This is a genomic window from Actinomycetota bacterium (assembly GCA_040754375.1).
Lineage (GTDB): Bacteria > Actinomycetota > Acidimicrobiia > Acidimicrobiales > AC-14 > JBFMCT01.
Genome location: JBFMCT010000008.1, coordinates 27,407 through 49,027, shown reverse-complemented (window position 1 = coordinate 49,027; position 21,621 = coordinate 27,407). Strand labels below are relative to the sequence as shown.

The 21,621-nt window shown below is 72.8% G+C and carries 26 protein-coding genes; 12 read left to right on the top strand and 14 right to left on the bottom strand.

The features are described 5' to 3' along the window. Positions 1–91 precede the first annotated feature (91 nt). Genes AB1673_05540 through AB1673_05530 form a run of 3 tightly spaced genes read left to right on the top strand, consistent with a single transcriptional unit; the run spans position 92 to position 3,014 of the window. The gene (locus AB1673_05540) at positions 92–1,345 is read left to right on the top strand and encodes a CmpA/NrtA family ABC transporter substrate-binding protein (GenBank protein MEW6153439.1); all 1,254 of its coding nucleotides are present in this window, start codon (positions 92–94) and stop codon (positions 1,343–1,345) included. Beyond that, positions 1,342–2,241 (top strand): nitrate ABC transporter permease, encoded by a 900-nt coding sequence (ntrB, locus tag AB1673_05535; GenBank protein MEW6153438.1) that lies wholly within the window; start codon positions 1,342–1,344, stop codon positions 2,239–2,241. Before AB1673_05540 ends, ntrB begins: the two co-directional genes overlap by 4 nt. Next, positions 2,238–3,014, top strand: coding sequence for an ABC transporter ATP-binding protein (locus AB1673_05530; GenBank protein MEW6153437.1), 777 nt, complete (start codon positions 2,238–2,240; stop codon positions 3,012–3,014). The genes ntrB and AB1673_05530 overlap by 4 nt, the downstream gene beginning before the upstream one ends. Positions 3,015–3,070: 56 nt before the next feature. Here the strand turns inward: AB1673_05530 and AB1673_05525 are convergent, their stop codons facing one another. The 6 genes from AB1673_05525 to AB1673_05500 form a co-directional block, all read right to left on the bottom strand. Then, positions 3,071–3,340, bottom strand: coding sequence for a type II toxin-antitoxin system PemK/MazF family toxin (locus AB1673_05525; protein ID MEW6153436.1), 270 nt, complete (start codon positions 3,338–3,340; stop codon positions 3,071–3,073). 34 nt (positions 3,341–3,374) lie between these two features. After that, entirely contained in the window at positions 3,375–3,713 is a 339-nt protein-coding gene (locus tag AB1673_05520; GenBank protein ID MEW6153435.1) for a TraR/DksA C4-type zinc finger protein, read from the bottom strand. A 10-nt stretch (positions 3,714–3,723) separates the two neighbouring features. Beyond that, positions 3,724–4,671 carry a site-specific tyrosine recombinase XerD gene (gene xerD / locus AB1673_05515; GenBank protein ID MEW6153434.1) on the bottom strand — a complete coding sequence of 316 codons (948 nt, stop codon included), beginning with the start codon at positions 4,669–4,671 and terminating at the stop codon, positions 3,724–3,726. Beyond that, positions 4,656–5,768 carry an alanine dehydrogenase gene (ald, locus tag AB1673_05510; protein MEW6153433.1) on the bottom strand — a complete coding sequence of 371 codons (1,113 nt, stop codon included), beginning with the start codon at positions 5,766–5,768 and terminating at the stop codon, positions 4,656–4,658. The genes xerD and ald overlap by 16 nt, the downstream gene beginning before the upstream one ends. A gap of 121 nt (positions 5,769–5,889) precedes the next feature. Next, on the bottom strand, positions 5,890–6,435 hold the full coding sequence (locus tag AB1673_05505) for an NUDIX hydrolase (protein MEW6153432.1): 546 nt from the start codon (positions 6,433–6,435) through the stop codon (positions 5,890–5,892). Continuing rightward, positions 6,404–8,062, bottom strand: coding sequence for a CTP synthase (locus AB1673_05500; GenBank protein MEW6153431.1), 1,659 nt, complete (start codon positions 8,060–8,062; stop codon positions 6,404–6,406). The genes AB1673_05505 and AB1673_05500 overlap by 32 nt, the downstream gene beginning before the upstream one ends. A 52-nt stretch (positions 8,063–8,114) precedes the next feature. Here AB1673_05500 and AB1673_05495 point away from each other — a divergent pair, with 52 nt between their 5' ends. Further along, entirely contained in the window at positions 8,115–9,107 is a 993-nt protein-coding gene (locus AB1673_05495) for a DNA cytosine methyltransferase (GenBank protein ID MEW6153430.1), read from the top strand. Between the two features lie 17 nt (positions 9,108–9,124). Next, positions 9,125–9,595, top strand: coding sequence for a very short patch repair endonuclease (locus tag AB1673_05490; GenBank protein MEW6153429.1), 471 nt, complete (start codon positions 9,125–9,127; stop codon positions 9,593–9,595). Here AB1673_05490 and AB1673_05485 read toward each other — a convergent pair. Next, positions 9,567–10,397 carry a phospholipid scramblase-related protein gene (locus AB1673_05485; GenBank protein ID MEW6153428.1) on the bottom strand — a complete coding sequence of 277 codons (831 nt, stop codon included), beginning with the start codon at positions 10,395–10,397 and terminating at the stop codon, positions 9,567–9,569. The genes AB1673_05490 and AB1673_05485 overlap by 29 nt on opposite strands. A gap of 272 nt (positions 10,398–10,669) precedes the next feature. Here AB1673_05485 and AB1673_05480 point away from each other — a divergent pair, with 272 nt between their 5' ends. Further along, the gene (locus tag AB1673_05480) at positions 10,670–12,082 is read left to right on the top strand and encodes a dipeptidase (GenBank protein ID MEW6153427.1); all 1,413 of its coding nucleotides are present in this window, start codon (positions 10,670–10,672) and stop codon (positions 12,080–12,082) included. Then, positions 12,079–12,816, top strand: a complete 738-nt coding sequence (locus tag AB1673_05475; protein ID MEW6153426.1) for a hypothetical protein — start codon at positions 12,079–12,081, stop codon at positions 12,814–12,816. Before AB1673_05480 ends, AB1673_05475 begins: the two co-directional genes overlap by 4 nt. On the opposite strand, the gene AB1673_05470 is transcribed toward AB1673_05475, so the two are convergent. Continuing rightward, complete coding sequence (locus tag AB1673_05470) at positions 12,813–13,046, bottom strand: hypothetical protein (GenBank protein MEW6153425.1); 234 nt, start codon at positions 13,044–13,046, stop codon at positions 12,813–12,815. The genes AB1673_05475 and AB1673_05470 overlap by 4 nt on opposite strands. 216 nt (positions 13,047–13,262) lie before the next feature. Here AB1673_05470 and AB1673_05465 point away from each other — a divergent pair, with 216 nt between their 5' ends. Next, entirely contained in the window at positions 13,263–13,493 is a 231-nt protein-coding gene (locus tag AB1673_05465; GenBank protein ID MEW6153424.1) for a hypothetical protein, read from the top strand. Here the strand turns inward: AB1673_05465 and AB1673_05460 are convergent. Next, positions 13,483–13,677 carry a hypothetical protein gene (locus AB1673_05460; protein MEW6153423.1) on the bottom strand — a complete coding sequence of 65 codons (195 nt, stop codon included), beginning with the start codon at positions 13,675–13,677 and terminating at the stop codon, positions 13,483–13,485. The two genes, AB1673_05465 and AB1673_05460, sit on opposite strands and share 11 nt — an antisense overlap. Positions 13,678–13,719: 42 nt before the next feature. On the opposite strand from AB1673_05460, the gene AB1673_05455 reads away from it, so the two are divergent. Next, complete coding sequence (locus tag AB1673_05455; protein MEW6153422.1) at positions 13,720–15,273, top strand: alpha-amylase family glycosyl hydrolase; 1,554 nt, start codon at positions 13,720–13,722, stop codon at positions 15,271–15,273. 66 nt (positions 15,274–15,339) lie between these two features. Here AB1673_05455 and AB1673_05450 read toward each other — a convergent pair whose 3' ends face one another. The 5 genes from AB1673_05450 to AB1673_05430 all read right to left on the bottom strand — a co-directional run bounded on the left by AB1673_05450 (position 15,340) and on the right by AB1673_05430 (position 18,004). Continuing rightward, positions 15,340–15,687, bottom strand: coding sequence for a rhodanese-like domain-containing protein (locus AB1673_05450; protein ID MEW6153421.1), 348 nt, complete (start codon positions 15,685–15,687; stop codon positions 15,340–15,342). Continuing rightward, positions 15,684–16,181, bottom strand: a complete 498-nt coding sequence (locus AB1673_05445) for a PaaI family thioesterase (GenBank protein MEW6153420.1) — start codon at positions 16,179–16,181, stop codon at positions 15,684–15,686. The genes AB1673_05450 and AB1673_05445 overlap by 4 nt, the downstream gene beginning before the upstream one ends. Before the next feature lie 130 nt (positions 16,182–16,311). Continuing rightward, positions 16,312–17,184 carry an endonuclease/exonuclease/phosphatase family protein gene (locus AB1673_05440; protein ID MEW6153419.1) on the bottom strand — a complete coding sequence of 291 codons (873 nt, stop codon included), beginning with the start codon at positions 17,182–17,184 and terminating at the stop codon, positions 16,312–16,314. After that, entirely contained in the window at positions 17,181–17,723 is a 543-nt protein-coding gene (locus AB1673_05435) for a flavin reductase family protein (GenBank protein ID MEW6153418.1), read from the bottom strand. Before AB1673_05435 ends, AB1673_05440 begins: the two co-directional genes overlap by 4 nt. Then, a complete protein-coding gene (locus AB1673_05430; protein ID MEW6153417.1) occupies positions 17,723–18,004 on the bottom strand; it encodes a 4a-hydroxytetrahydrobiopterin dehydratase in 282 nt (93 codons plus the stop codon). Before AB1673_05430 ends, AB1673_05435 begins: the two co-directional genes overlap by 1 nt. A 56-nt stretch (positions 18,005–18,060) precedes the next feature. Between AB1673_05430 and AB1673_05425 the strand changes: the two genes are divergently transcribed. The 3 genes from AB1673_05425 (at position 18,061) to AB1673_05415 (ending at position 21,568) form a co-directional block, all read left to right on the top strand. Next, positions 18,061–18,504 (top strand): MarR family transcriptional regulator, encoded by a 444-nt coding sequence (locus AB1673_05425; protein MEW6153416.1) that lies wholly within the window; start codon positions 18,061–18,063, stop codon positions 18,502–18,504. Continuing rightward, complete coding sequence (locus tag AB1673_05420; GenBank protein MEW6153415.1) at positions 18,501–19,982, top strand: MFS transporter; 1,482 nt, start codon at positions 18,501–18,503, stop codon at positions 19,980–19,982. Before AB1673_05425 ends, AB1673_05420 begins: the two co-directional genes overlap by 4 nt. An 89-nt stretch (positions 19,983–20,071) precedes the next feature. Then, entirely contained in the window at positions 20,072–21,568 is a 1,497-nt protein-coding gene (locus AB1673_05415) for a sialidase family protein (protein MEW6153414.1), read from the top strand. Positions 21,569–21,621: the final 53 nt, after the last annotated feature.

The window sequence follows — 21,621 nt, the reverse complement described above, 5'->3', positions numbered from 1 at the left end:
ACAGTGGCGGGCCCGGACCTGTGCGGGCCTCGACCCGGCCCGTTCACCCGCAGGCAACGGCCCGGGAACAAGGGCCCGGTTAACTGCCGGCATGACACAGATCGACCGCCGGCAGTTCCTGGCCGCCGCCGGAGCGACCGCCCTCGGCAGCCTGCTGGCGGCGTGCGGCGATGCCAAGAAGGTGGCCTCGACGAGCGGGGCGGCGGCCGCGGCCGGCGCCTCGGGCCGGGCTGGTGCCCGCAAGGTCAAGCTCGGCTTCATCGCCCTGACCGACGCCACCTCGATCATCATGGCCAAGGAGCTGGGCTACTTCGCCGAGCGCGACCTCGACGTGGAGGTGCTCAAGCAGGCGTCGTGGCCGGCCACACGCGACGCCCTTCTCAACAACCAGATCGACGGCTGCCACGGCCTCTACAGCCTGCCGCTTTCGGTGGCCACGGGCGTGGGCGGGGCCGGGACCCGGGACCTGCGCATCGCCATGATGCTCAACAACAACGGCCAGGCCATCACGTTGTCCAAGGACTACGCGGCCATCGGCTACGGCGACCCGTCCAAGGCCAAGGAGGCCCTGGAGGGCCGCAACGCCCCGGCCATGGCCATGACCTTCCCGGGGGGCACCCACGACCTGTGGCTGCGCTACTGGCTGCTGGCCACCAAGGCCAACCTGGCCAACGTCAAGATCAGCCCCGTCCCCCCGCCCCAGATGGTGCAGAACATGAGCGTCGGCAACGTCGACGGCTACTGCGTGGGTGAGCCGTGGAACGCAGTGGCCGTGCAGCAGGGCATCGGCTTCACCCACATCGCCACCCAGGACATCTGGCTCAACCACCCCGAGAAGGCCCTGGTGGTCACCGAGAGGTTCGCCACCGAGCGCCGCGACGTGCTCAAGGACGTGATGGCGGCCGTCCTCAAGGCCAGCCGGTGGCTGGACGACGCGGCCAACCGGGCCCAGGCGGCCGGGACGGTGGCCCCCGAGAACTACATCAACGCCCCCGCGGCCGAGATCCGGGGCCGGCTCACCGGCGTCTACGACCTGGGCGGCGGTCTGGGCACCAAGGACTTCAGGGGCGAGCAGATGCAGTTCTTCCGGGGCGGACTGGTCAACTTCCCCCGGCGGTCACACGCCGTGTGGGCCATGGCCCAGTACGTGCGCATGGGGTACCTGAAGGACCCGCCCCCCTACCAGCAGATCGCCGACCAGCTCGTGATGGGCGACCTCTACGCCGAGGTGGCCCAGGCCGAGGGGATCGCGGTCCCCGATGACGACATGGCCCCGTTCGAGGTGCGCCTCGACGGGGCGGTGTTCGACCCCCGTAGTCCCGAACAGGAGGCGAAGCGGCCATGACCGACCTCAAGACCCACGACACGACGGGGCGGGCTGCCACCGGGCCCGCACCCCCGTCACCCACCGGTGCCGCGCTCGGCGGTGAGCCGGGGCCCGAGCGGACCGGGGTGCTGGAGACCGCCCGGCGAGCGGTCTCGACGGCGTTGGCCGCGGCCGTGGGCCTGGGTGTCCTGGTGCTGATCTGGGCCTGGGCCTCGACCTACGTGCGGGAGCTGCCCTCGCCGGCGACGACCTTCGCGACCCTGTGGGACCTTCTGTCGAGACCGTTCTACGACAACGGGCCCAACGACAAGGGCATCGCCGTGCAGCTCGGGGCGTCGCTGGGCCGGGTGTTCAAGGGGTTCGCGGCAGCCGCCCTGGTGGGTGTCCCTTTCGGCCTGCTCCTGGGGGCCAGCAAGTGGGCCTGGAAGGCGGCCAACCCCGTCGTCCAGCTGCTGCGCCCGGTGTCGCCCCTGGCCTGGTTCCCCATCTGGCTGGTCATCCTCAAAGACGCGCCCAAGGCGGCCGTCTGGGTGATCGTCATCACCGCCTTGTGGCCCATCGTGCTCAACACCGCGGCCGGCGCCGGCGCGGTGCCCAGGGACCACCGCAACGTGGCCCGGGTGTTCCGCTTCGGCAGGGTCGCCTACGTGCGCCACGTGCTGCTGCCCGACTCGCTGCCGTCCATCGTCACCGGGCTGCGCCAGTCGATGGGTGTGGCCTGGATGGTGATCGTGGCCGTGGAGATGCTCTCGGGCGGCACGGGGATCGGGTTCTTCATCTGGGACTCCTACAACGCCCTCAACCTGTCCAAGGTCATCTCCGCCCTGCTGGTGGTCGGCGCCGTGGGCCTGGTGCTCGATCTCCTCTTCCTGCGCCTGGGCAAGGCCGTCGCCGTCGAGGGGGTGCAGGCGTGAGCCTCGACGTCGTGGGGGTACGCAAGGCGTTCGTGGGCCGCACGGGCCGCCAGGACGTGCTGCGGGGGGTCGACCTGTGCGTCGAACCGGGCGAGTTCGTATCGCTCATCGGCCACTCCGGGTGCGGCAAGTCCACCCTGCTCAACATCGCCGGCGGCCTGCTCCCGGCCGACTCGGGCACCGTGAGCCTCGACGGCGTGGCGGTGACCGGCCCGGGCCCCGACCGGGCCATGGTCTTCCAGAACTACTCCCTGCTGCCCCGCCTGTCGCTGGTCGACAACGTGCGGGTGGCGGTGCGGGCCGCCCGCCCCGGCCGGTCGGCGGCCCGGTGCGCGGAACTGGCCGAGCGCTACTTGACAGCCGTGGGCCTGTGGCCCCACAAGGACAAGCGCCCCGGCCAGGTGTCAGGCGGCATGCAACAACGGGCGGCGGTGGCCCGGGCGTTCGCCGTCGAACCGCGGGTGCTGCTGCTCGACGAGCCGTTCGCGGCCGTCGACGCCCTCACCCGTGCCCGCCTCCAGGCCCAGCTCGTCGAGCTGTGGAAGAGCGAGAGCGACACCGAGATCGTCGTCATGGTGACCCACGGCATCGACGAGGCCATCCTGCTGTCGGACCGGATCGTGGTCATGGCCAACCCACCCCACCCGTCGGTGATGGACGTCATCCCCACCGAACTGCCCCGCCCCCGCGACCGGGTGACGGTCATCGACGACCCCCACTTCCGCCGGGTGCAGGAGCGCCTCCTCGCCCTGCTCCTGGCGGAAGCCGCATAGGCCGGGGCCGCCGACCCCTGGTGCCGTAGACCCTTGGTGCCAGGTGGGGGTGGTCGTCAGCACCCGAGCGCGTACTTGATAGCGGAACACGTGGTGCGGATCGTGGCGGTGCCGACGGCGCGGGTCAGCGACGACTGCGCCACAGTGTGGAGGCCGTCGCAATTGACGACCGAGGGGCGGTCGAGGCCGCCGGCGGCATGATCGAGGCTGACCTCCGCCGCGAGGCCACGAACCGACGTCGTCACCTCGGCGACGGTGACAAGGGCGCGAGCATCGATCACCTCGGACCGTGTTAGTACGAGCACCGCCCTGCGCTTGCCTCCCACGTCCGCCCCGACTACCCGTGTGCGGGATGTGGGGTTAGCGCCGGGTGGCGTGCTCGATGCAGTAGCGGGCCTCGGGCATGGCCTCGAGGCGGGCCGGGGAGATCGGCTGGCCGCAGGTCTCGCACAGGCCGAAAGTGCCGGCGTCGAACTTGCCCAGCGCGTTCTCCACGTCGGCCAGGCTGTCGCGGATGGCGCCGACCACAGCTTCGACGTTGGCCCGTTCGGCCGTCACCTGGCTGGAGTCGGCGAAGTTGCTATCGAAGTCGAGGCCGGCGGAGTCAGGCCCTTCGCCGAGGTCGTTGAGGCGCTGGAGCAGGTTGGACCGCTCCTGCTCCAAGGACGCGCGAATATCCGCGAGGGTCGCGTCGCTCACGGGCCACACCCTAGTCGTTCGTACGCTTGTGAGCGCGGGCGCGGGGGTGGGCGGCCTCGTAGACCTGGCGCAGCCGCTCGGTCGAGACCCGGGTGTAGACCTGGGTTGTCGAGATCGAGGCGTGCCCCAGCAGTTCCTGCACGACCCGGATGTCGGCCCCGTGGTCGAGCATGTGGGTGGCGCACGAGTGGCGCAGCACGTGGGGCGTGAGGCGGTCGGACAGGCCCACGCGGTCGCCGTAATGGCGCACGACTCCCCAGGCCCCCTGGCGGGACAGCCGTCCTCCCCGGGCGTTGAGCAAGACGGCCTCCGAGTCGGTCCGCCGGGCCCAGCGGGCGGGGACCAGCGCACCCCGGCCCGAGGGCGTGAGCCAGTCCCGCAAGGCGTCGGCCGCCATCCGGCCCACGGGCACGAGGCGCTCCTTGGCCCCCTTGCCGAAGGCCCTGACGAAGCCGGCGTCGAGGTCGATGTCCCCCAGTGACAGCCCCACCAGCTCGGACACCCGCAGGCCGCAGCCGTAAAGGACCTCCAAGATGGCGCGGTCGCGCCGGGCCAGGGCGTCCTCTCCGGTGACGGCCGCCAGCAGGGAGGCCACCTCGTCCTCGGACAACGCCTTGGGCAGCCCGGCCGGCACCGGCGGGCGCTCCACGTCCTCGGCCGGGTTGGTGGGGGCCAGGCCCTCGTCCTCGCAGAACCGGTGCAGAGCCCGCACCGACACCAGGGCGCGGGCCACCGAAGCGGGCGCCCGGCCCGCGGCCCGCAGGAAGGCCAGGTAGTCCTCGACCACCGCCTCGGTCACCTCGCCCACGGCCAACTTCCGGGCGGCCAGGAACTCGGTGTAGGCGGCCAGGTCGCGGCGGTAGGCGGCCAGGGTGTTGCGGGACCGGCCCTTCTCCACGGCCAGCCACGACAGGAGCTCCTCGACCTCCCGGGGCGTGTCGTTCAGGCGCCCAGGCACGCCAGGGGGTCGGCGGGTTCACGGCCGAGGGCCTCGGCCACCGCCGGGTTGGTGACCCGGCCGCCCACCGTGTTCACGCCCCGCCGCAGGGCGGGATCGGCGGCCGCCGCGTCCCTCACACCCAGGTTGGCCAGCTCCACGACATAGGCGAGGGTGGCGTTGGTCAGGGCGTAGGTCGAGGTGTGGGGGACGGCCCCGGGAACGTTGCCCACGGCGTAGTGCAGCACTCCGTGGACGCGGTAGACGGGGTCGGCGTGCGAGGTCTCCCTGGTCGTGGCCACACAGCCGCCCTGGTCGACGGCCACGTCGACGATCACCGCCCGGTCCCTCATGCCCATGACCATGGCCTCGGTCACCACCACCGGTGCCCGCCCGCCGGGCACGAGCACGGCCCCGATGACCAGGTCGGCCTTGGCCACGGCCCGCTCCACCGCCCCCCGGTTGGAGGCCAATGTCATGATCCGGCCCTTGTGGATCTGGTCGACCCACCGCAGCCGGTCGAGGTTGCGGTCGAGCAGGATGACCTCGGCCTCCATGCCCTGGGCTATCCACGCCGCGTTCCACCCCACGTTGCCGGCCCCGATGACCACCACCCGGGCCGGGCGCACCCCCGGGGCCCCGCCCAGCAGGACCCCCCGGCCACCGTGCTCGCGCTCGAGGAAGTGGGCGCCGATCTGGGGGGCCATGCGCCCGGCCACCTCGCTCATGGGCGCCAGCAGGGGCAGGCTGTTGTCGGCCGCCTGGACGGTCTCGTAGGCCAGGGAGGTGGTCCCCGACACCAGCAGGGCCTCGGCTACGTCGGGGTAGGCGGCCAGGTGGAGGTAGGTGAACAGCACGAGGCCGGGCCGCAGGTAGCCGAGCTCGCCGGGCTGGGGCTCCTTGACCTTGACCACGATGTCTGACGCCCACGCCTCGTCGGTGCCCACGATCTCGGCCCCGGCGGCCACGTACTCGTCGTCGGTCACCGACGAGGCCGACCCCGCGCCAGCCTCGACGCACACCCGGTGGCCGTTGGCCACCAGCTCGCGTACGCCGTCGGGGGTGAGGGCGACGCGGTGCTCGCCCTTCTTGGTCTCGGCCGGTGCGCCGACGATCATGGCCCGTCACCGTAGCGGGCGGCCGTTGACATGGCCCCGGAGGAGGCCGAGAATCGCCGCGTGGCCACCATCCATGCCGACTATGTCCCGGGGGGAGGACCGGCCACCCGCCGGTAGTGCCTCAGGCGAGGGCCGCGCGGGCCAGGCAGAGGCCGATGATCGATTTGGCGTCGACGATGGAGCGGTCGGCCACGAGGGCGGGGACCTCGTCGAGGGCGATCTCCTCGATGGTCATGTGCTCCTCCTCCTCGCCCTGGGCCGAGAGCGGGCAGGGGCTGAGGCCGGTGGCCAGGTAGACGAACGAGTGCTCGTCGCAGAACCCGGGCGAGTTGTAGAACTCGCCCAGCAGCACCATCTGAGCGGCCTCCATGCCCACCTCTTCGGCCAGCTCGCGGCGGGCGGTCAGGACGGGGTCCTCGCCGGCCACGTCGCGCTTGCCGGCGGGGATCTCCAGCAGCTCGCGGTCGACGGCCGCCCGGTACTGGCGGACCATCAGCACACGGCCCTCCCCGGTCACGGGCACGACCGACACGGCACCGGGGTGGTGCACGATGTCTCGCTGGAAGCGGCCGCCCCCGGGGCCTTCGAAGGTGCCCTCGGCGACCGAGATCAGCGACCCCTCGAAGGCGACCCGTTCAGCGAGCTTGCGGAACCGGGGCGTCGACAAAGCTCAGGAGCCGGGGGGCGCGGGCCTCGGCCCGGTCGAGGGCGGCCCGTACGAACGCCGCGAACAGGGGGTGGGGCCGGTCGGGCCGGCTCTTGAACTCGGGGTGGGCCTGGGTTCCGATCCAGAACGGGTGACCGGCCAGCTCGACGAACTCGACCAGCCGGTCGTCAGGCGAGGTGCCCACGGCCACCAGGCCGGCGTCGTCGACCCGGCGCCGGTAGCGGGGGTTGAACTCGTAGCGGTGCCGGTGGCGCTCGTAGACGAAGGGCTCGCCGTAGGCCTCGGCCACCTGCGAGCCGGGCTGGAGGCGGGCCGGGTAGACACCCAGGCGCATGGTGCCTCCGTAGTTGACGACTTCGCGCTGGTCGTCCATCAGGTCGATGACCGGGTGGGGGGTGTCGGGGTCGAACTCGGACGAGTTGGCGCCCCCGAGGCCCAGCACGTTGCGGGCGAACTCGATGACCATGGTCTGCATGCCCAGGCACAGGCCCAGGCAGGGGATGTCGTTCTCCCGGGCGTAGCCCGCGGCCGCCACCTTGCCCTCGACCCCCCGGGCCCCGAAGCCCCCGGGGATGACCACGCCGTCGAGGTCGTTCATGCGCCCCGCGGCCAGCAGGCCCTCGACGTCCTCGGCCTGGATCCACTCCACGTCGACCCGGGCCCCGTGGGCGAACCCGCCGTGGCGCAGGGCCTCGACCACCGACAGGTAGGCGTCGGGCAGCACGACGTACTTGCCGATGAGCCCGATGCGCACCGGGGTGGTGGACGCCTCGACCCGGGCCACCAGGGCCTGCCAGCTCGACAGGTCGGGCCGCTGTTCGGGGCTGTCGAAGCGCAGGAGCTTGCACACGTAATCGTCGAGGCCCTCGTCGTGGAGCACGAGGGGGATCTCGTAGAGGTTGGCGGCGTCGACGGCGCTGACCACTGCCTCCGAGGGCACGTCGCACAGCAGGCTGATCTTGCACTTTAGCCCGTCGGAGATGGGCCGGTCGCTGCGACACACGATCACGTCGGGCTGGATGCCACGGCTACGCAGCTCGGTGACCGAGTGCTGAGTGGGCTTGGTCTTCTGCTCGCCCGAGGGCCCGATGAAGGGCACGAGGGTGACGTGCAGGTAACACACGTTGTCGCGGCCCACGTCCTTGCGGAACTGGCGGATGGCCTCCAGGAACGGGAGGATCTCGATGTCGCCCACGGTGCCGCCCACCTCGGTGATCACCACGTCGACGTCGTCGGTGGCCACCTTGAGGATGCGGGCCTTGATCTCGTTGGTGATGTGGGGGATGACCTGGACGGTGACCCCCAGGTAGTCACCCTTGCGCTCCTTGGCCAGCACGGCCGAGTAGATCGACCCGGTGGTGGCGTTGGACTCGCGCTTGAGGTTCTCGTCGACGAAGCGCTCGTAGTGGCCGAGGTCGAGGTCGGTCTCGCCCCCGTCCTCGGTGACGAACACCTCACCGTGCTGGTAGGGGTTCATCGTGCCCGGGTCGACGTTGATGTAGGGGTCGAGCTTCTGCATCGTGACCCGTAGGCCACGGCTCTTGAGGAGCCTGCCGAGCGACGCCGCGGTGATTCCCTTGCCGAGCGAACTGGCCACGCCGCCCGTGACAAAAATGTGCTTGGTCACGGGAGACCAGCCTATCCCCGCCCGAGGGGGGCGCGGTGGATAGCCTCCGGGCGTGGGCGTGCTCGACGTGTTCGCCGGGGCGGGCGGGCTGTCGACCGGCCTCGCCGAGGCCGGTTTCGAGGTCGTGGGGGGCGTCGAGCGGGACCGGGACGCCTGTGAGACCTTCGCCAAGGCCCACCCGTCCGCCGAGGTGGTCGAGGGGGACGTGGGCCGCGTTCCCCTGCGCCGCTGGCGGGACGAGGTCGAGGTAGTGGCGGGCGGGCCACCGTGCCAGCCGTGGAGCACGGGCGGCAAGCGCCTGGGCCCGGCCGACGCCCGTGACGGCTGGCCCGCCTACCTGCGGGTGCTCGACGAGGTCAGGCCCCGGGCCTTCGTAGCCGAGAACGTGGCCGGCCTGGCCAGCCGCGCCCGCCGGGCACACCTCGACGCCCTGCTGGGCGAACTGGCGGCCCGGGGGTTCGTGGTCACGTCCCGGCTGGTCGACGCCGCCGGCTACGGGGTACCCCAGCACCGGCACCGGCTAGTGGTTGTAGGCGTACGGGGAGGTCCCGGCTACCGGTTCCCCGAGGCGGGGTACGGCCCGGGCCGCCCCCGGCCCTGGGTGGCGGCCGGGTCGGTGGTCGGGATCGAGGCCCTGGGCGTGCCCAACCCGTCGGCCGTGACCTACGCCCGCCGGCCCGACCTGCGGGCCGACCCCTACGGGGGCCACCTCTACAACGGGGGGGGCCGGCCCCTCGACCTGGCCCGGCCGGCCCGCACCCTGCTGGCCAGCATGGGCGGCAACAAGACGCCGTGGGTCGACACCGCCGGGGTGGTGCCCGGCTACCACGCCCACCTGGTGGCCGGCGGGCAGCCGCGGGCCGGCCTCGTGCCCGGGGCTCGGCGCATCACCGTCGAGGAGGCGGCCCTTCTCCAGACGTTCCCCCCGGCCACCGCCTTCGCCGGTGCCCGGTCGAGCCGCTACCGCCAGGTGGGCAACGCCGTCCCTCCGGCCCTGGCCCGGGCCGTGGGGGCGGCGCTGGCCGCCCACCTGGCCAGGGACTGACGGCCGGGACGGGGGCGGTGGCCGAGAGGTGGAGGGAGCCGTTCGCCTCGTCGGAGGCCCTCCGGAGCCGGATGTCGGCTCAGCGCCGCCAGGACACCGGGCCCGAACTGGCCGTGCGCCGGGCACTGCACGCCTCGGGCCTGCGCTACCGGGTGCACGTGGCGCCGCTGGCTGGGCTTCGCCGCCAAGCCGACGTGGTGTTCACCCGGGCCCGGGTGGCGGTGTTCGTCGACGGCTGCTTCTGGCACGGCTGCCCCGAGCACGGGCGGCGCCAGCACCGGGTCAACGGGTGGTACTGGCCCGAGAAGATCGAGCGCAACCGCCGGCGTGACGCCGACACCGACGCCCGGCTGGCGGCCGCAGGCTGGACCGTCGTGCGGGTGTGGGAGCACGAGAGGCCAGAAGCGGCCGCCGCCCGGGTGCGGGAGGCGGTGACTGCCGCCGCCGGCGGGGCCCGGGTCAGCCGAAGCCCCGGCTGTCCTGCTTGAGGGCGGTGTCCACCGCCAGGGCGGCGGCCAGCACCAGGCTGCGCAGCGGTTCGTCGAGTGCCCGGTGGACCTGCACGACGTAGTTGTCGGCGGTCGTGAACATGGTCTTGGCCAGGCCCTCCCACGTCTTGGTGATACGGGCCACCTCGGTGCCGTTGGCGTCGGCGATGTTGAAGTTCCACGCCCGCCAGTTCTCCCCGTTGATCGACCCCAGCCGGTGGCCGCCGGCCATGAGGCCGAAGTGGATCTTGCCGATCATGTTCTCCTGGACGATCTCGCCCACCGGCCGACCGGCACCGTCCTCCACCACGACGCGCGACTTGACCAGCTTGGCCGGCCTGGTCAGGACAAGGACCGGGGTGCCGGTGGCGTCGACCACCTGGAGCTTGTGGGTCATGAACTGGTCGAAGGAAGTGACCACCCTCATGACCTTCTTGAGCGTGCTCTGGCCCACCTGGCGTACGGCCCCGATCTGGCGGCCCTCGCGGTCGTAGATGGCGTACTCGTTGTTGACCTCGATGAGCTTGGCCTTCTGGTTGACGACCAGCACGGGCTCGGTGAACAACGTGCCGCCCCCGGGCCGGGCCTCTCCGGCGGCAACCGCCTTCTCGACGTCGCGGATGATCTTGCCCTTCTCCCGGTTGACGGTGGGCACGTGGGGCTGGCCGGTCGGGGGGTCTTGGGCTTGGCGGCCCCTGGTGGCCACGTGCTCGGTCCACTGGCTGCCGTCCCAGTAGCGCAGCTCATGGCGGCCGAAGGGGTCGGGGTACCAGTCGGGGGCGCGGGTGCCGAGGTCGCTCACGGGTCGAAGGTAGCTGCCTCCGGGCCCTTCAGCAGGGCGGCCGCCTTCTCGACGGCCCGCCGGGCCCTGGTCAGCCGCTTCTCCTCGGCCACCAGCCGGTCGCGCTCGTCGGGACCGGCGGCCGTCGCCTCCCGCAGCCGGTCGAGTGCGAGGTCGGCCAGACGTTCGGCGATGGCCTCCAGCTGGCGCGTCGTCTCGTCGTCGATCGGGCACCTCCCCGTCGGTTGTCGCCCGGAGGCACCGTAGTGGTGGGGGTGGGTAGCCTGCCGGCGATGGCCGCCCCACCGCCCGCCCTGGCCGGCTACGTCGAGGCCGAGCGCGGCCGGATCGTCTCGACCCTGCTGGAGTGGCTGCGCATCCCTTCGATCTCGGCCCAGCCGGCTCACGCCCCCGACGTCCGGCGGTCGGCCGAGTGGACGGCCGGCCTGCTCGAGGGTGCCGGGCTGGAGAACGTCGAGCTGATCGAGACGGCTGGGGCGCCGTCGGTGTACGGCGATCACCTCCACGCCGGCCCCGGCGCGCCCACGGCCCTGGTCTACGGCCACCACGACGTGCAACCCGTCGACCCCCTCGACGAGTGGACCTCGCCGCCGTTCGAGCCCACCGTCGTGGGCGGGCCCGTGGACGGCGAGGTCCGGGCGCGGGGCGCGGTCGACGACAAGGGCCAGGTCCTCTACCAGGTGGAGGCCGTGCGGGGCCTGCTGGCCACGGCCGGGCGCCTGCCGGTGAACATGAAGTTCCTGATCGAAGGCGAGGAGGAGGTGGGCAGCCCCCACTTCGGGGAGCTGCTCCGTACCCATCGGGACGGGCTGGCGTGCGACGTGGTGGTCGTCTCGGACACCGACATGTGGGCGCCCGACGTGCCCACCACGTGCGTGGGCATGCGGGGCCTGGTGGCCTTCGACGTGGCCGTGCGCACCGCCCCCTCCGACCTGCACTCGGGCCTGTTCGGCGGGGCCGTGCCCAACCCGGCCCACGTCGTGGCCCGCCTAGTGGCCGCCCTCCACGACGGCGACCGGCGGGTGGCCGTGCCCGGCTTCTACGACGACGTACGCCCCCTGACGGCCGCCGAGGAGGCCTCGCTGGCCGCCATCCCGGTAGACGAGGAGGCGTGGCGGGCCATGGCCGGTGTGGCCCGGCTGGAGGGCGAGGCCGGCCGTTCGCTGCTGGAGCGCATCTGGACGCGCCCGACCTGCGACGTGGTCGGCATCTCGGCCGGCTACCAGGGCGAGGGCATCAAGACGGTGGTGCCCGCCCGGGCCGGGTTCAAGGTGACGTTCCGCCTGGTGCCCGACCAGAGGCCCGAGCGGGTGGCCGAGCTGTTCGGGGCCTGGCTGGCGGCGGCCGTGCCCGAGGGCGTCGAGGTCGAGGTGGCGCCCCAGGGCGGCGTGGCCCCCGCACTTACCCCCGTCGACCACCCGGCCATGGCCGCCCTGTGCCGGGCCATCGCCCGGGTGTGGGGCCGCGACCCGCTGTTCACCCGCATCGGGGGCAGCGGTCCCGAGGAGGCCCTGGGCCGGGTGCTCGGCGCCCCCGTCCTCTACCTCGGGGTGGCCCTGCCCGGCGACCGCTTCCATGCCCCCAACGAGCGCCTGGTCATGGACCAGTTCTGGAAGGGCCTGCTGGCCGCCGGGGAGCTGTGGGGCGAACTGGCGGCCGCCCTCGCCCCCGGGGAGACCCAGTGACCGCCGCCCCTCCCGAGCGGGAGTGGGCCTCGTTCGAGGACGACCACGAGCACCGGACGTGGGTGTTCGACGTCACGTTCCTGCTCAGCCGGTGGACGTGCATCTTCGGGCGGGGCTGCCAGGGGGTGCTGACCGGACCGGCCCCCGAACTGGTCCAGGGCTGCTGCTCGTACGGCGCACACTTCACCGGGCCCGAGGACGTGGCCCGGGTCGAGGCCGCGGCCGCCGCCTTGGAGGCGGCCGACTGGCAGCACCGGGCCCAGGGCCGCCGCCGGGGGGTCACCAAGGTCGACCGCGGCGGCGAGACCGTCACCCGCATGGTGGGCGGGGCCTGCATCTTCCTGAACGGGCCCGACTTCCCCGGGGGCCCGGGCTGCGCCCTGCACAGGGCCGCCTTGGACCGGGGTCTGTCGCCCATGGACCTCAAGCCCGACGTGTGCTGGCAGCTACCTCTGCGGCGGGAGGACCGCGAGGAGGGAGCCGGCCGGGTCACCTCCACGATCTCGGAGTGGGGCCGTGCCCAGTGGGGGGCGGGCGGGGCCGAGTTCCACTGGTGGTGCACCGAGGCCCCCGAGGCGTTCGGCGGCGGGGAGCCCGTCTACCGGGCCATGGCCGCCGAGCTGGCCGCCCTGGTGGGCGAGGCCGTGTACACCCGCATTGCCGCCTACCTGGACTTTCGCGCCGGAGGAGGCGAGTTCCTCCCCCACCCGGCCGTCAGGACAGGGGCCGGCTAGTCGGTGCGGTCGCCGGGACCGTCGGTGCCGGTGGGGCCGTCGGTGCCCGTGGAGGGGGAGCCGAGGTCGCCGGGCAGGCCGTCGAAGTCGTCCTCTTCTTCGAACAGGCACCACGAGGCGTGGTCGTCGTCAGGGTGGGCGCCACACTCCGGGCACCGCTCGACGGCGACCTCATTGCTGCGCTTCAGGGCACGCGCTTCCTCGAAGCGACGATGGCGACCCTTTTTCACGTCCGTGCTCCCGACTCGAGCTCCTGCGACGACGGGCGCCAGTGTACCCCGGGAGGGGGCCAGGCCCGGCGCCAGGCCGCTGAGGCCTCCGCCAACACCACGGTGCCGTCCCCACGCCCAGCGGCCTCGCCGACTTGCGCTTGCGCCGGAAGTGGGCACCCGCGTGGGACCGAGGCACTTCGCGGGCACCGCGGGCCGGCGGGTAGCGTGGCGGCCATGGCCGAGGACTTCGACGTGAACGCCATGATCGAGCGCTTCCGGGACCGGGCCCGGGCGGTCAAGACCCGGGGCATGCCGCCCGTAGAGGGAGCCGACCGGCGCCGCATCCTCGAGCAGATGCAGCTCGACTACATGGACTTCGCCATGATGGGCGACGCCACCGGCGCGCTGGAGGACGGGGTCCTCGTGCTGCGGGTCGACCTCCGGCCGAAGGGGTCTACGGGATGACCCGGTTGATCGACCGGTAGTCGACGCCCGCGAACCGGGCGATCTCCTCCTCACGGCGCTTGGGGCCGTCGATGACCCACTTGGAGAACACGACCTCGTCGCCGGTCATGCTCCAGGTGTCGGCCTCGATCGTCTTCTTCTCGCCGTCGTGCTCGAACTCGTAATATGGGCGCTGTCCAGGCATCGGGCGCCGAGCGTAACGCGCCACCCGTAGCATCGGGCACCAATGGACGGCACGGGGCCCCGGTGGTGGCAGGAGGCGGTCTTCTACCAGGTCTATCCCCGGTCGTTCGCCGACTCGGGGGGCGACGGGGTGGGCGACCTCGAAGGCCTGCGCCAGCGCCTCGACCACCTGCAGTGGCTGGGCGTCGACGCCATATGGGTCTGCCCGTTCTACCCCTCCCCCATGGCCGACTTCGGCTACGACGTGGCCGACTACTGCGACGTCGACCCGCTCTTCGGCACCCTGGAGGACTTCGACCGCCTGGTGGCCGACGCCCACTCCCGGGGGATCCGGGTGATCGTGGACTGGGTGCCCAACCACACGTCCGACCGCCACCCGTGGTTCGTCGAGAGCCGGTCGTCGCGCGACAGCCCGAAGCGTGGGTGGTACGTGTGGCGCGACGGTGGCGACGGGCCGGGGGGACGGCCCAACAACTGGCGGGCGGCCTTCGGGGGCCACGCCTGGACATGGGACGACCGGACGGCCCAGTGGTACCTCCACCTGTTCCTGCCCGAGCAGCCCGACCTCAACTGGCGCAACCCCGAGGTGGCCGAGGCCATGGAGGGCGTCCTGCGCTTCTGGCTCGACCGGGGAGCGGACGGGTTCCGCATCGACGTCGTCCAAGGCCTGGGCAAGGACGACGAGTTGGCCGACGACCCACCCGGGTCGGTCCTGCCCCGTTCGACGACCAACGACCACCCCAACGCCCACCCCATCCTGCGCTTCATCCGGCGCCTGGTCGACGCCTATCCCCAGGAGCCGGTGCTCGTGGGCGAGGTCTACCTGCTGTCCACCGAGCAGGTGGCCCGCTACCTGGGCGACGGCGACGAGCTGCACCTGGCCTTCGACTTCACATCGCTGTACGCACCGTGGACGGCCGACGCCTGGCGAGCGGCCATCGATCGCGTGGCGGCCGAGTTGGGCCCCATCGGGGGCTGGCCCACGTGGGCCCTGTCCAACCACGACAACCCCCGCCACGCCACCCGCTACCGCGGGGAGGCCCAGGCCCGGGCCGCGGCCGTCTTGCTGCTCACCCTGCGGGGGACTCCCTTCCTCTACGCCGGCGAGGAACTGGGCTTGGAGGACGCGGTCGTGCCGTCCCACCGGACCGTGGACCCCGGTGGGCGCGACGGCTGCCGCGCCCCGCTGCCTTGGGACGCCACCGAGTCCCACGGTTGGCCCGGAGCCGGCCCCGGCGGCGCCTGGTTGCCGTGGCCGCCCGACGCCGCCACCCGCAACGTCGAGTCCCAGCGGGCCGACCGGTCATCGGTGCTCCACCTCTACCGCCGCCTCCTAGCGGCCCGGCGGGCCAGCCCCGCCCTGCGCCGGGGATCGCTGGCCGTGCTGGCTTCGGCGCCCGGTGTGCTGGCCTACGAACGGCTGGCCGGCCCCGACCGCCGGGTGGTCCTCGTGAACTTCGAGGCGGCCCCGACCGAGGCGGCAGTGCCGGGCGACTGGCTGGTGGAGGTCTCGACCGAGGGCGGCCCCGGCGGGGAGGACCGGCCTTACGACGGCCAGCTCGGGCCGGCGGCGGCAGTCCTGCTCCGCCCCGCTTAGCGCCCGCGAAGGCGAGGGGCGGCGGGCGGGTGTCCTGACGAGGGCGGTGCCTCCCACGGCGGGCCCTCAGCCGGGCAGGGGCCCGAACACGACCGGCCGGCCGCCGGCGACCCACGCCTTCATTCCCCCGGCCAGGTTACGGGCGTCGATGCCCTGGGCCCGGTACCACTGGGCCGCCCGGCCGCTGCGGGCCCCGGTGGCGCACACGATGTAGACCGGGCCCGTACGGGGAAGTTCGGCCACCCGGGCCACGACCTCGCCCATCGGGACCAGGGTGGCACCGGAGAGGTGCCCACCCTCGTACTCGTCGTGTTCTCGCACGTCGACCACCGGGGCCCCGCCGACCAATGCTGCCTCCAACTGCTCGGGGGTCACCTCCGGTACACCGGGTGGGGTGCCCATGCCGTAGCTCACGAACTCTCCTCGCGCAGGAACCTCAGGGCTTCGCCGTCGACCTCTCCGATCGCCGACTTGGCCGCCTCCCGGGACAGCACGACGAGCCGCGACCTTGCCCGGGCACACCGCTTGCCGTCTCCGTTCAACAGGACGGCAGAAGCCTCCATGCGGATGGAGCCCGTCCGCTCCAGCCGAGCCTCGATCCGGTGGGGCCGGCCGACCATCACGCCGTGTTCGAAGTTGGTGGTGTTCTCCCGCACGACCGCGAACCTGCCGGCCGCCGCGATGGCCGTCCAGGCCATGGCCTCGTCCAGCAGGGCCATCACCACCCCGCCGTGGACGTAGTTGGGCGCCCCCGAGTACTGCGGGCCCAGCGTGAACTCGGCCTCCACCAGTCCGGACGAATCGTCGTAGCTGTAGGCGACCTGCAGCCCCGCAGGGTTGGCGGGCTCACACACGAAGCATCGCGTCGGGAAACCGTAGGCCCCGGGGTCGAGCCGCGTCCGCGTCATCGGCGCGAACCTAGTGCCTCCACGGTCAAGGCTTGCCTCGTTTCTCGCCCTACCTTCGGTTGGCCCTGGCCAACTCGCCTGCGGTCGAACACCCCTTGTGGTCAGGCGAGGAACGAGGCGAACCTCTTCCTCATGAGGGCACCAACGCGACCACCAAGGCACGATGGTCCGACAGGGCCAAGCGCCTGACCTCGACGGCGGTGACGGGCGGGAGGTCGCCCCGGCCGAGGACGTGATCGACCTGCAAGCGGGGCCGGTCGGCCGGATAGGTGCGGGCCTCGGCCAGGGAGCGCCAACCCGACGTCCAGCGGGGCAGGGGGCCAGGGGCGTTGAGGTCGCCGGCCAACACGGCCGATGGCCCGAGGCCCTCCAGCCACCGGACCGCCCGGCGCAACTGGACCAGGTTGTACCCCGGGACGAACGACAGGTGGGTGGTGGCGACCACCATCGCATCGACCTCGGCGGCCAGGACTACCCGAGGCTCGTCGCGCAGCAGGAGGAACCGCCCCCGGCCGCCGGGCACCATCACCGGCGACCGGACGGGAGCAGCCGCCAGGCGCAGTACGTGCCAGCGCTCGACCGGCAGCCGCGACACGATGGCGACCCCGTACGCCGCCCCGCCGCCGGTGCCCGACCGGCGCTGGCCCTCACCGGACGGCCTCGGTTCATCGGCCCCCGGGCCGGCCCCGCTGCCGGGCCCCGTCCCAGCGGTCTCTTCGCCGCCGGGCCCCGTCCCAGCGGTATCTTCGTCGGCGGCCGGACGCCACAGCCCGCCGGGGACGCCCACTATGGCCGGCTCGAAGCGCCAGGAGGCGGAACCCAAGGCGGCGGCCACCTCGGCCGTCTGGTCGGCGCCGCCCGAACGGTCCTGGCCGCGGTCAACCTCCTGCAGGCACAGCACGTCGACCTCCAGCGACCGGCAGGCGGCCGCCAGCCTCTCCACGGACACCACCCCGTCGGCCAGAGACCGGCCGTGGAGGATGTTGAAGGTGGCGAGCCTCAACCGCCGTAGTTCATGCGGGTGTCCTCCATGCGCAGGACGGGCGTGTCCTCGGCCTTGGCGAAACCGGCGTCGACGACCTCGCCGATGAACAGCGTGTGCCCGCCCACTTCGACCGTCTGCCACAGGGTGCAGTCGACCCAAGCCACCGCCTGGTCGAGCACGGGCGCCCCCGAGAGGCCGTCGTGGAAGGCGAAGCCGTTGAGGGTGCGGGCTTCGAGGTCGACCTCGACGGGCTTGGTGAACTTGCGCACGATGGCCCGGTCCTCGCGGTCGATGACGTTGAGGCTGAAGACCCGGCCGGCGGTGACGAGCTCGTGGGTGTACGCACCGGCCTCCACGCTGATGGCCACCAGCTTGGGGTCGAAGCTGACCTGCGTGGCCCAGTTGAGGGTCATGCCGTTGCGCCGGTCGCCGTCTCGGCTGCCGACCACGTAGAGACCGTAAGGCAGAGCCCACAGCACCCGCCGGCGCAGCTTGTCGTAGTCCTCGGGGTCACGGCCCTCGGGTACCGGCCCGACGATCCCGCTGATCAGCGGCATCAGGGCACCAGCGCGTCGATGGTGCGGGCCATCTCGATGTCGCCCATGGTGATGCCCCCCTGGCTGTGGGTGGACAGGGCCAGCCGGACCCGTGCCCAGCGGATGTCGATGTCGGGATGATGGTCGGCGGCCTCGGCTTCGAAGGCCACCCGCACCACGAAGGCGATGGCCGCCCGGAAGCCCTCGAACCGGACCTCGCGGACGATCTCGCCGCCCTCCATCTCCCACCCGTCGAGCCCGCCCAAGGCGGCCCGCACTTCGTCGTCTTCCAGCAGGGCCATCCCCGCACGCTATTCGCTCGTGCAGGTCCTCCGAGATAGTTAGTATGACGAACGAAATGACCAGGACCCTGCCCACGGACCTCAGCTCCGACGTCGCCGCCCGGCTCCGCCACTGCGTCTTCCGCCTGCGCCGGGTGCTGCACCGCCAGGTGCAGGGCGACCTGACCCCGTCGCAGGCGTCGGCTCTGGCCAGCGTCGAGCGCCTCGGCCCCCTGACCCTGGGCGAGCTCTCGGCCGTGGAGAGCGTCCGCCCGCCGACCATGACCAAGGTCGTGGCCGCTCTGGAGGACCAGGGCCTGGTGGCCCGGCTAATCGACCCCAACGACCGGCGAGTGTGCCGGGTGGAGGCCACGCCCCAGGGTTCGGCCCTACTGGCCACCAGCCGGCTGCGCACCGACGCCTACCTGGAGGCCCGCCTCCGGAGCCTCTCCCCCACCGAGCGGGCCGCCCTGGAGCGGGCCATCGAGGTGCTCGAGCGCCTGGCCGAGGGCGACGAGTGACGAGCCGCTCGGGCACGTTCCGGTCCCTCCAGAACCGTAACTTCAAGCTGTTCACCTCCGGCCAGCTCGTGTCGGTCACCGGCACCGGGATGCAGCAGGTGGCCCAGGCCTGGCTGGTCCTGAGCCTCACCGACAGCGGCACCGCCCTGGGCATCACGGTGGCCCTGCAGTTCCTTCCCATGCTGCTGTTCGGGGTGTGGGGCGGGCTGCTGGCCGACCGGCGCGACAAGCGCACGCTCCTGGTGGCCACCCAGGTGGCCCAGGGGGTGCTGGCCATCGCCCTGTTCGCCTTGGTGGTGACCGACGTGGTCAACCTGTGGATGGTCTACGTGATGGCCCTGCTGCTGGGACTGGCCACCTGCGTGGACATGCCCACCCGCCAGTCGTTCACCATCGAGATGGTCGGGCCGGAGTACGTCACCAACGCCGTGGCCCTCAACAGCGCGGTGTTCAACAGCGGGCGGCTGCTCGGCCCGGCCGTGGGCGGGCTGATCATCGCCTCGGTCGGGGTCGGCCTGTGCTTTCTCATCAACGGGCTCTCTTACATCGCCACCATCGTCGCCCTCCGGGCCATGGACACCACCAAGCTGTACCGCCAGCCCCCGACGCCCCGGGAGAGGGGCCAAGTCAGGGCGGGCATGCGCTACGCCTGGCGGGACCCAGTCCTGCGCCCCACCCTCCTGCTGGTCACGGTGGTCGGGACCTTCGGGTTCAACTTCATCGTCGTGCTGCCCCTGCTGGCCCGGGAGGTGTTCGGGGGGGGTGCCCGCCTCTACGGCGTGCTCACGTCGCTGATGGGGCTCGGGGCCATGCTCGGCGCGCTCACCGCCGCCCGCCGGGCGGAACCGACCCGCACGTTCCTGATCGGCGGGGCCGCCTCGTTCGGGCTGTCGGCCACCTTAGTGTCCCTGTCGCCTAATGCGGCCGTCGCCGGCGTCCTGCTGGTCGTGATGGGGGCCACCATGATGGTGTTCCTGGCCACGGCCAACTCGACGCTCCAACTGGCGGCCCAACCGTCGATGCGGGGCCGGGTCATGGCCCTCTACGGGCTGGTGTTCCTGGGGAGCACGCCCGTCGGCGGACCGATCATCGGGTTCGTTTCCGACCACCTCGGCCCCCGGGCCGGCCTGGCCATCGGCGGGCTGTCGAGCCTGGTGGCCGCCTTGGTGATCGGCTACCCCCTGATCGCCCGCCGCCGTGACGCCTTAGTCGCCCGCCGGGCGGCCGCCCGGGCCGCCGCAGCCGCGGCACCCGCCCTGAACGGTGCCCCGGCAGCCGCCGGCCCCGGTCTGGCCCCCGTCGCCCCTCTCGCTCCCACGACCTCGGCGACCTCCGCGACCTCCGCGACCTCCGCGACCTCGGCGGGACCGGCGGGACCGGCGGCCAACGGGGCCGGGGGTACGCCGCGGCGCGCCACGACCTCGGGGGACGAGCCGCTCGGGGGTGTCACGGGCGCCGTTCCCACCGGCGGGCCCTAGGGCCGGCGGGCCAGCTCGAACGCGGACTGAAACGCGATGGTCGGCGCGGCGCGCTGGAGCGCGAGGCCGCCGTGGTGCAGCATCTCGGGATGAGGACAGCCCAGTTCGCGGCCCTGGCCGTCACCGTCGGCGTCACAGGGATGGCGGCCGTCGGGATCGGGCTTGTCGAGCAACCCGGGGAGCTACGGGCGTCGGCCGACCAGTTCGTCAACGACCGCACCGGGGCGGCCTCGGAGGCCCACAACACGCCGTCGGTGGCCGTAGACCCCCGCCAGCCGGCGACGCTGGCGGTGGCCAACCGGCTCGACGTGCCCGAGCTCGGCTGCGCGCTGTCCTTCTCGTCCACGGGCGGGACGTCGTGGGAGCGGGCCGAGCTGAGCCCGGGCCTCGCCGCCGAGAACTGCTTCTGGCCGCGCGTGGCCTACCTGCCCGACGGCACGCTGCTCGTAATGTACACCACCCTGGGCGGCCCCAACCTGCTGCCCCTGTCGGTCTGGCTGCAGCGCTACGTGGACGGCCGACCCTCCGGGCCGCCCGTGGAAGTGGCCGGCGACCTCGCCTTTCACGCCCGCATGGCCGTGGTGGGCGAGGGCGTGTGGCTCACCTGGGTACAGGCCGGCCCCGACACCGTCGAGAACCAACTGGGCTTCGAGCCGGGTGACAACCCGGTGGTGGCCGCCCGCTCGTCCGACGGCGGGCGGACCTTCTCGGCACCCGTGCAGGTGAGCGAGCCCGACCGCCGGGTCATCCAGCCCTCGGTGGTGGTGAGCTCCGACGGCCGGCAGGTGACGATCGTGGCCCTCGACCTGGGCGAGGACGTGGACAACTACCAGGTCATCCACGACGGCCAGACCCCGCCCGACCTCAGCCTGCGCTGGCAGGTGGTCTCGTGGACGTCCGGCGACGGCGGTACCACCTTCGGCCCTACGGTGGTCGTGGCCGGTGACCTGGTCGTGCCCCAGTTGATCCTGGCCGACCTCGGCCCCACACCCGGGCTGGCCATCGACGCCCGCAACGGCCGTGTCTACGCCGCCTGGGACGCGGGCCGGGGCGACGAACGGGACTGCTGGGTGGCGGCCTCGGACGACGGCGGCCGTACCTGGTCGGCCCCCGTCCGGGTCGGCCCCACCGCCGGGTCCCAGCTGCTCCCGGCCGTCGGAGTGGCTCCCGACGGCCGGGTCGACGTGGTCTTCTACGACCGCAGCCGGGACCCCGACGACTTAGTGCAGGAAGTCGTGGCGGCCACGTCGGCCGACGGGGGGCGGACGTTCCGCTGGGCCGCGGTGTCCGACGGCGGGACCGACAGCCGCATCGGTCTGGGCGCTCAGCAGGGGGTGGCCGTCCAGGGCGACAACCTGGCGGTGCTCTCCCGGGCTGGGGGCATGGTCGTCTTCTGGGCCGACACCGGGCGGGGAACGCTGGTATCGCCGTTCCAGGACCTGGCCCTGGCCGTCGTCGACATCGAGGCCGGCGGGGGCCGCCGCTGGGCCGCGGTCGTCGTGGGCGCCGCCCTGCTCTTCGCGGCCGGGGCCCTTCTCACCCTGGCCCGCCAGACCCGACAGGCCGGCTACGAGGCTGGTGTCTGAACCCTCACCAGGCGGCCGACCGCCCCGTTCGCGGCTCGGCTGAATGGCCAGGG